The sequence below is a fragment of the Vibrio sp. 10N.222.52.B7 genome (assembly GCF_041474275.1).
Taxonomy (GTDB): Bacteria; Pseudomonadota; Gammaproteobacteria; order Enterobacterales; family Vibrionaceae; genus Vibrio; species Vibrio crassostreae_C.
Genome location: NZ_JBFRTU010000429.1, coordinates 1 through 393 on the forward strand (window position 1 = coordinate 1; position 393 = coordinate 393).

Genomic DNA, 393 nt, shown 5'->3' on the forward strand with positions numbered 1-393 from the left:
TTCTAGAACCACAATGTGGCTACTTTGTTGTTCTGTCAGCTTGGTCAAACCCGCTTTGGCTTTAACGCATGCAGGATCATTCCACCCTTCAAATCGAAAGACTTCTTGAACAAGATCTAGACACTCTTGAGATTGATAGAACAAAGTACACCCGGCAACCCCTGTCGTTCCGGTTTGCACTGGCTTGGCCTTTGTTGTTAACGCTTTAGTCAGGTCAAACATTATTGCTCTCCTACCAATCGAGACTTGTAAGCCACTTGCTTCAAGCGCATCGATTCAGCAAAGCAGTCTGGCTGCCTCAACCGAACGTGAATCTGTGCTGGCGCGCATTCTTGAGTCTTCAAACGCGTTAAGGTCACTTGAATCTTTAAGTCGTTCGGTAACAACGGAGCG

At 46.8% G+C, this 393-nt stretch carries 1 pseudogene; it reads right to left on the reverse strand.

From position 1 onward, the window contains the following. A pseudogene (locus AB4512_RS23540) lies at positions 1–222 on the reverse strand (chromosome partitioning protein ParA); the annotation flags it as partial. Positions 223–393 lie beyond the last annotated feature (171 nt).